The organism is Salinivibrio sp. MA351, assembly GCF_001996065.1.
Classification (GTDB): Bacteria; Pseudomonadota; Gammaproteobacteria; order Enterobacterales; family Vibrionaceae; genus Salinivibrio; species Salinivibrio costicola.
On the sequence record NZ_MUFG01000050.1, the window covers coordinates 1 to 6209 of the forward strand.

Below are 6209 nucleotides of genomic sequence, written 5' to 3' on the forward strand. Positions count from 1 at the left end.
ATCGCCAGGCTCTCATTGCTTATCTTGTTGATAGCTCGATGCTTTTGATATCTGCGATGCTCATGTATTGGCATACACTGCGCGTCTCGATTCAAAATCCTCATCGCATCAAACAAGATAATCTAATTAGCGCTTAATATTGGGCTTTAGTTAGCAAAAATTTAAGCATCAAAGCAATGTTATGTAAGACTTTGATGAGTAGAAATACGAAGCCCTGACCTAACGGTCGGGGCTTTTTTGTATCTTTAATCTTTGATGAAAAACCAATAAAGCCTTGGCCTGTCGGTCAGGGCTTTCTTTTTTTGTTCGTGTTTGCTCGTCTCATCGCGACATAGCACAAAAAAGCCTCTCTATAATAGAGAGGCTTTTGTCGTTTTAACCAGTGTCGTTTTAACCAATATTGACGGATTAAATGGAATTTTTGTCTATCAGATCCTGAGTACGCTCGGCTGGCTCGTCAAGTCCGAGCTTCTTATAGGCTGTTAGCATCAGAGGCAAAGAAGCTTTAGCGGCTTCAGTGTCAGGGAAGTCTCGTTGTAAGGCCTGGCAACGGTTAACGGCTGCAACCCAAGCTTCACGACGAATATAGTAGTCGGCGGCGGCTAACTCGTATTGCGCTAAACGATTTTTTAACGCGATCATACGTGCCTTTGCATCAGCAGCATACTCGCTATTGGGATAGCGTTCGAGTAAGCGGCGAAAATCAGCAAATGCTTTACGAGCCGGCTGAGGGTCACGATCATTGCGCTCCATACGGAGAATGTCGTGGATTAGGCTACGATCTTGTGCCATATGAACGAGGCCTCGCATATAGGTAACCCAGTCACTTTCGGCATGAGCGGGGTGCATACGCATAAAGCGATCAATGGTTGCTTCGGCCAAGGCCAGATCGTCATTTTTATAATAAGCATAGATAAGATCCAGTTGCACTTGATCGGAATAAGCACCAAACGGATAGCGAGAGTCCAATGCCTCAAGCTTTTCAATGGCTGTTATCCATGCCCCTTTGTTTAACTGCGCTTCAGCATCCTGATACAGTTTGGATGGCGGATCGTCTTGGACAACTTGACTGTTGCTTGAGCAACCGACGAGTACAGAGGCTGCGAGTAGCGCAGTAAGGGTTAGGCGTTTCATGGGTTATCGCACTTCCTTGAAAAGTTTTTATGCCATCTGGATTACGGTCACAGCGGCAAACAGATACAATGTCATTATCCCGGCTATTTTATCCAGTGATAGGCGACTATAGCAAAAGGCGTTTACCGGCGATATGCCGAGCGCCACGATAGCGACTGTTGCGAGGGTTTAGTCATAGAAATCACAGAAAAGTTCGGTATGGCACAACAGATAGAATTATCCCATCAGATCCAAGAACACCAAATGGGTCAGCGACTCGATCAAGCGATCGCAGAGCTGTTTCCCGATTACTCTCGCTCTCGGATCAAAACATGGATTCAAGCAGGGCAAGTCTCACTCGATGGTATGGCGGTAGACAAGCCTCGTCAGAAAGTCATGGGCGGGGAGCAGGTTGAGATTGTCACAGAGATTGAAGATGACGATCGCTGGCTACCCCAAGAGATACCGCTCGACGTCGTCTATGAAGATAATGACCTCTTGGTGATTAATAAACCTGCTGGGCTTGTGGTGCATCCAGGTGCCGGCTGTCCGGATGGAACATTATTGAATGGTTTACTTCACCGTTATCCTGATATCGGGGATGTACCGCGTGCAGGGATAGTGCATCGTTTGGATAAAGATACCACGGGCCTAATGGTGGTTGCGAAAACGATCCCCGCGCAGACCCGACTGGTACGCGCGCTACAAAAACGTAAAATCACGCGTGAATACGAAGCGATTGCGATTGGCAATATGACCGGTGGTGGCATGGTGGACAAACCGATAGGCCGCCATTCAACAAAACGGACTCATATGGCCGTCCAAGAATTAGGGAAGCCTGCGATAACCCATTATCGGGTTGCAGAGCATTTCCGGGGTCATACACGGTTACGTTTGCGACTAGAGACGGGGCGGACTCACCAAATCCGAGTGCATATGGCGTATTTAAATCATCCTCTGGTAGGGGACCCGCTTTATGGCGGTAAGGCAAAGCCTCCACGTCAAGCCGGCGAGATCTTGGTTCAGACGCTAAGGCAGTTCAAGCGCCAAGCATTACATGCCGCCATGTTACGTCTTGACCATCCGATCACGGGTGAGCAAATGGAATGGCATGCCCCGATCCCCGACGATATGGTCGCATTGACGGAGCATTTACGTAGCGACCAAGCGGAAAACGGAGAAGACGAGTACTAATGGATTACCTCCAACCTGATTGGCCGGCTCCTGATAATATCGGTGCACTTACCACAACTCGTGAAGGGGGAGTGAGCCAGGGCGTGTTTGCAGGTTGGAATCTTGGTATGCATGTGGGTGATGATCCAGATGCCGTGCAAAAAAATCGTCTTGCTCTAGCCGGTATGGTTCACGGAGAACTGACGTGGCTCGAGCAAGTTCATGGGACTGAGGTCGCACGGCTGCCACATCAAGACAGACATCCCAAAGCCGATGCAGCATTTACAGATACCGTCGGACAAGCTTGTACGGTTATGACCGCTGATTGCTTACCGGTGCTTTTTTGTAGCCATGATGGTTGCCAAGTCGCGGCGGCACATGCCGGGTGGCGAGGGCTACTAAATGGTGTTTTAGAATCAACCCTCGCTTTATTTGCGCAACCAGAACGCTGTTTTGTTTGGTTGGGGCCGGCAATTGGTCCACAAGCTTTTGAAGTCGGTGAAGATGTTTATCAGGCATTCATCTCGTATTCTTGGCAGACCAAGGCCGCTTTTTCACCTCGAGGGTCAGACAAGTATTTGGCTGATCTCTATGCGCTTGCAAGGCAACGACTAATAGCTACTGGCGTGACCGCGATTTATGGGGGATCGCTATGTACCTACCAGCAAGGCGATCAATTTTATTCCTATCGCCGAGATGGACAAACGGGGCGGATGGCAACGTGTATCTGGCGAATGAAATAAAGTCGTCTTAGATGCTTGAAAAATACCTGCATCGTGCCCATTTATTCATCAACTAAAGGTGTTAAGTGGGAGGAACTAACGATGCGCCTTGACCGTTTTACCAGTAAGTTTCAAATTGCCATTTCTGATGCGCAATCACTCGCGTTAGGGCGAGACCATCAATATATTGAACCCGTTCACTTGATGACCGCACTCCTGAATCAAGATAGCAGTGCGATTCGTCCGCTATTAACCATGCTGAACGTGGATGTGAGCCAACTGCGCTCTAGCCTTTCTGAGTTATTGGATCGCGTCCCTCAAGTCACAGGCACGGGCGGTGAGGTTCAGCTTTCGAATCATCTGGGTAACTTATTTAACCTTTGCGATAAGATCTCACAAAAGCGTAAAGACAAATATATCTCTTCTGAGCTTTTTGTCTTAGCTGCGGTAGAAGATAAAGGGCCGCTTGGGGAGCTATTGCGCAGCCATGGCCTGACATCACAAAAAGTTGAACAAGCGATAGAAAAAGTCCGTGGCGGTCAGCAAGTCGATGATCCCAACGCCGAAGAAAACCGGCAGGCGTTGGAGAAATTTACCCTGGATCTGACCGAGCGTGCTGAGCAAGGCAAACTGGATCCTGTTATCGGCCGTGATGATGAAATTCGCCGGACCATCCAAGTGCTACAGCGTCGTACCAAAAACAATCCCGTCCTGATTGGTGAGCCTGGTGTAGGCAAAACCGCGATTGTTGAGGGGTTAGCCCAGCGTATTGTGAATGGTGAGGTACCGGAAGGTTTGCGCCGTAAACGCGTGCTTTCTCTCGATATGGGGGCGCTAGTCGCTGGGGCTAAATACCGTGGGGAGTTCGAAGAGCGACTAAAAGCGGTATTAAATGAACTGGCGAAAGAGGAAGGTAATGTCATCCTCTTTATTGATGAACTTCATACCATGGTCGGGGCCGGTAAAGCTGAAGGGGCCATGGATGCCGGGAATATGCTCAAACCTGCCTTGGCACGGGGTGAGCTTCACTGTGTGGGCGCAACGACACTTGATGAATACCGCCAATATGTAGAGAAAGATGCGGCATTAGAACGTCGCTTTCAAAAAGTATTGGTGAATGAGCCAAATGTAGAAGACACGGTCGCCATTCTGCGCGGATTAAAAGAGCGTTACGAGCTGCACCATGCGGTAGAAATTACCGATCCGGCCATCGTCGCCGCAGCCAGCTTGTCACATCGCTATATTGCCGATCGCCAGTTACCCGATAAAGCCATTGATCTTATTGACGAAGCGGCGTCCAGCATTCGGATGCAAATTGATTCGAAACCCGATTCGTTAGATCGCTTAGAACGACGCATTGTCCAACTTAAAATTGAACAACAAGCACTAGAAAAAGAAGAAGATAGTGCGAGTCAAAAGCGTTTAGAGACATTGCGTGACGAGCTAGAGGCAAAAGAGCGTGATTATGCCGAGCTCGAAGAGGTCTGGAACACAGAAAAAGCCGCTGTATCTGGAGCTCAACATATAAAAGCTGCTTTAGAGCAAGCACGAACTGACATGGAGATAGCGCGGCGAGCCGGGGATTTAAGTCGAATGTCAGAACTACAGTATGGCAAAATTCCTGACTTAGAAAAGCAGCTCGATCTTGCTAGCCAAGCAGAAATGCAGGAAATGACTTTATTGAAAAACCGAGTCACAGAGGCTGAGATCGCAGATGTTATCGCACGGCAGACAGGGATCCCTGTTTCTCGTATGCTGGAAAGCGAAAAAGAAAAGCTACTTAAAATGGAATCAGCCTTGCACCAGCGGGTGATAGGTCAAGATGAAGCGGTCGGTGCCGTCGCCAATGCCATTCGGCGTAGCCGAGCCGGACTGGCGGATCCGAATCGCCCGATTGGCTCCTTCCTTTTCCTTGGGCCGACAGGGGTGGGTAAAACTGAGTTGTGTAAGTCGCTGGCCGAATTCATGTTCGATAGCCGTGATGCTATGGTTCGGATAGATATGTCTGAATTTATGGAAAAACACTCGGTAGCACGCTTAGTTGGCGCGCCTCCTGGTTATGTTGGATATGAAGAAGGGGGCTATCTTACTGAAGCGGTTCGTCGTCGTCCCTATTCGGTAATTCTACTTGATGAGATAGAAAAAGCGCATTCTGATGTATTCAACATCTTGTTGCAGGTACTCGATGATGGGCGTTTAACGGATGGTCAGGGGCGAACGGTTGATTTTCGAAATGCCGTCGTCATCATGACCTCCAACCTGGGTTCAGAGCAAATCCAAGCACACTTTGGTGAACTGGATTATGCAGGCATGAAGCAAACAGTGATGGAGGTGGCGGCGAATCATTTCCGACCGGAGTTTATTAACCGTATTGATGAGGCCGTTGTGTTCCATCCACTGGTTGAAGAGCATATAAAAGAAATCGCTGGCTTGCAGATGCAAGAGCTTGCCCGACGAATGGCAGAAAAAGATTTCAAATTGGAGATTTCCGAAGCCGCGCTTGCCAAGGTTGCTCAAAGCGGGTTTGATCCTGTCTACGGAGCGCGTCCACTTAAACGGGCTATCCAACAGACAATCGAAAACCCACTGGCGCAACAAATCTTGAGTGGGGAACTGGTCCCAGGTCAGCCCGTTTGGCTTGATGTTGAGAATGACCATGTCATTGCAAAACAAGGCTAACCCAGCCCTATCAGGCAAAAGCCACCATTTTTGGTGGCTTTTTTCTTGGTTTGACTCAAAAACGCTTAGGAATAATGCAAATTGTTGGGTTTTTGCGCGCCTGAGATCTTTTTATCAAAAACCCCTTGCGCCAAAAAATTACCTCTCTATAATGCGCTCTCGTTGGCACGGCAAGCCGAGCTAACAACGGCAATACAGACAAGCAAAACAAAATGCTTGACTCAATGCCAAAGTGGCGTATTATGCCACTCCCGCTCAACGATGAGCGGCGCTCTTTAACAATTTGACCTATGCAATCTGTGTGGGCACTCGTTGAGAATAGACAAAAGATTTATTCGATGAACTGAGTGACCAATACGAAACAACGTTTACGTTGTTCGGCACAGTCAATTCGTTTGTCTCGCAAGAGACGAACAAAACAGTATTTATCGAGCCGTTTGTCTTTTCTTAGGAAAAGCAAACACCAAAACTTTAATTGAAGAGTTTGATCATGGCTCAGATTGAACGCTGGCGGCAGGCCTA

Annotated in this window: 5 protein-coding genes; 3 read left to right on the plus strand and 2 right to left on the minus strand. The window is 48.4% G+C overall.

What is annotated here, in order from left to right:
• Positions 1–408: 408 nt before the first annotated feature.
• The gene (gene bamD / locus BZG78_RS15060) at positions 409–1134 is read right to left on the minus strand and encodes an outer membrane protein assembly factor BamD (RefSeq protein ID WP_077661674.1); all 726 of its coding nucleotides are present in this window, start codon (positions 1132–1134) and stop codon (positions 409–411) included.
• Between the two features lie 198 nt (positions 1135–1332).
• Between bamD and rluD the strand changes: the two genes are divergently transcribed.
• The 3 genes from rluD to clpB all read left to right on the plus strand — a co-directional run bounded on the left by rluD (position 1333) and on the right by clpB (position 5687).
• Positions 1333–2307 (plus strand): 23S rRNA pseudouridine(1911/1915/1917) synthase RluD, encoded by a 975-nt coding sequence (gene rluD / locus BZG78_RS15065; RefSeq protein WP_077661675.1) that lies wholly within the window; start codon positions 1333–1335, stop codon positions 2305–2307.
• Positions 2307–3029 carry a peptidoglycan editing factor PgeF gene (gene pgeF / locus BZG78_RS15070; protein ID WP_077661676.1) on the plus strand — a complete coding sequence of 241 codons (723 nt, stop codon included), beginning with the start codon at positions 2307–2309 and terminating at the stop codon, positions 3027–3029. Before rluD ends, pgeF begins: the two co-directional genes overlap by 1 nt.
• 81 nt (positions 3030–3110) lie before the next feature.
• On the plus strand, positions 3111–5687 hold the full coding sequence (gene clpB, locus BZG78_RS15075; RefSeq protein ID WP_021024607.1) for an ATP-dependent chaperone ClpB: 2577 nt from the start codon (positions 3111–3113) through the stop codon (positions 5685–5687).
• A gap of 331 nt (positions 5688–6018) precedes the next feature.
• On the opposite strand, the gene BZG78_RS15540 is transcribed toward clpB, so the two are convergent.
• Positions 6019–6209: hypothetical protein (locus tag BZG78_RS15540; RefSeq protein ID WP_206779563.1), on the minus strand; the 191-nt coding region annotated here is incomplete at its 5' end.

Excerpts from the sequence above, each read along its gene's own strand:
- bamD (WP_077661674.1), bottom strand. The coding sequence starts at position 1,134 with ATGAAACGCCTAACCCTTACTGCGCTACTCGCAGCCTCTGTACTCGTC.
- rluD (WP_077661675.1), top strand. The coding sequence starts at position 1,333 with ATGGCACAACAGATAGAATTATCCCATCAGATCCAAGAACACCAAATG.
- pgeF (WP_077661676.1), top strand. The coding sequence starts at position 2,307 with ATGGATTACCTCCAACCTGATTGGCCGGCTCCTGATAATATCGGTGCA.
- clpB (WP_021024607.1), top strand. The coding sequence starts at position 3,111 with ATGCGCCTTGACCGTTTTACCAGTAAGTTTCAAATTGCCATTTCTGAT.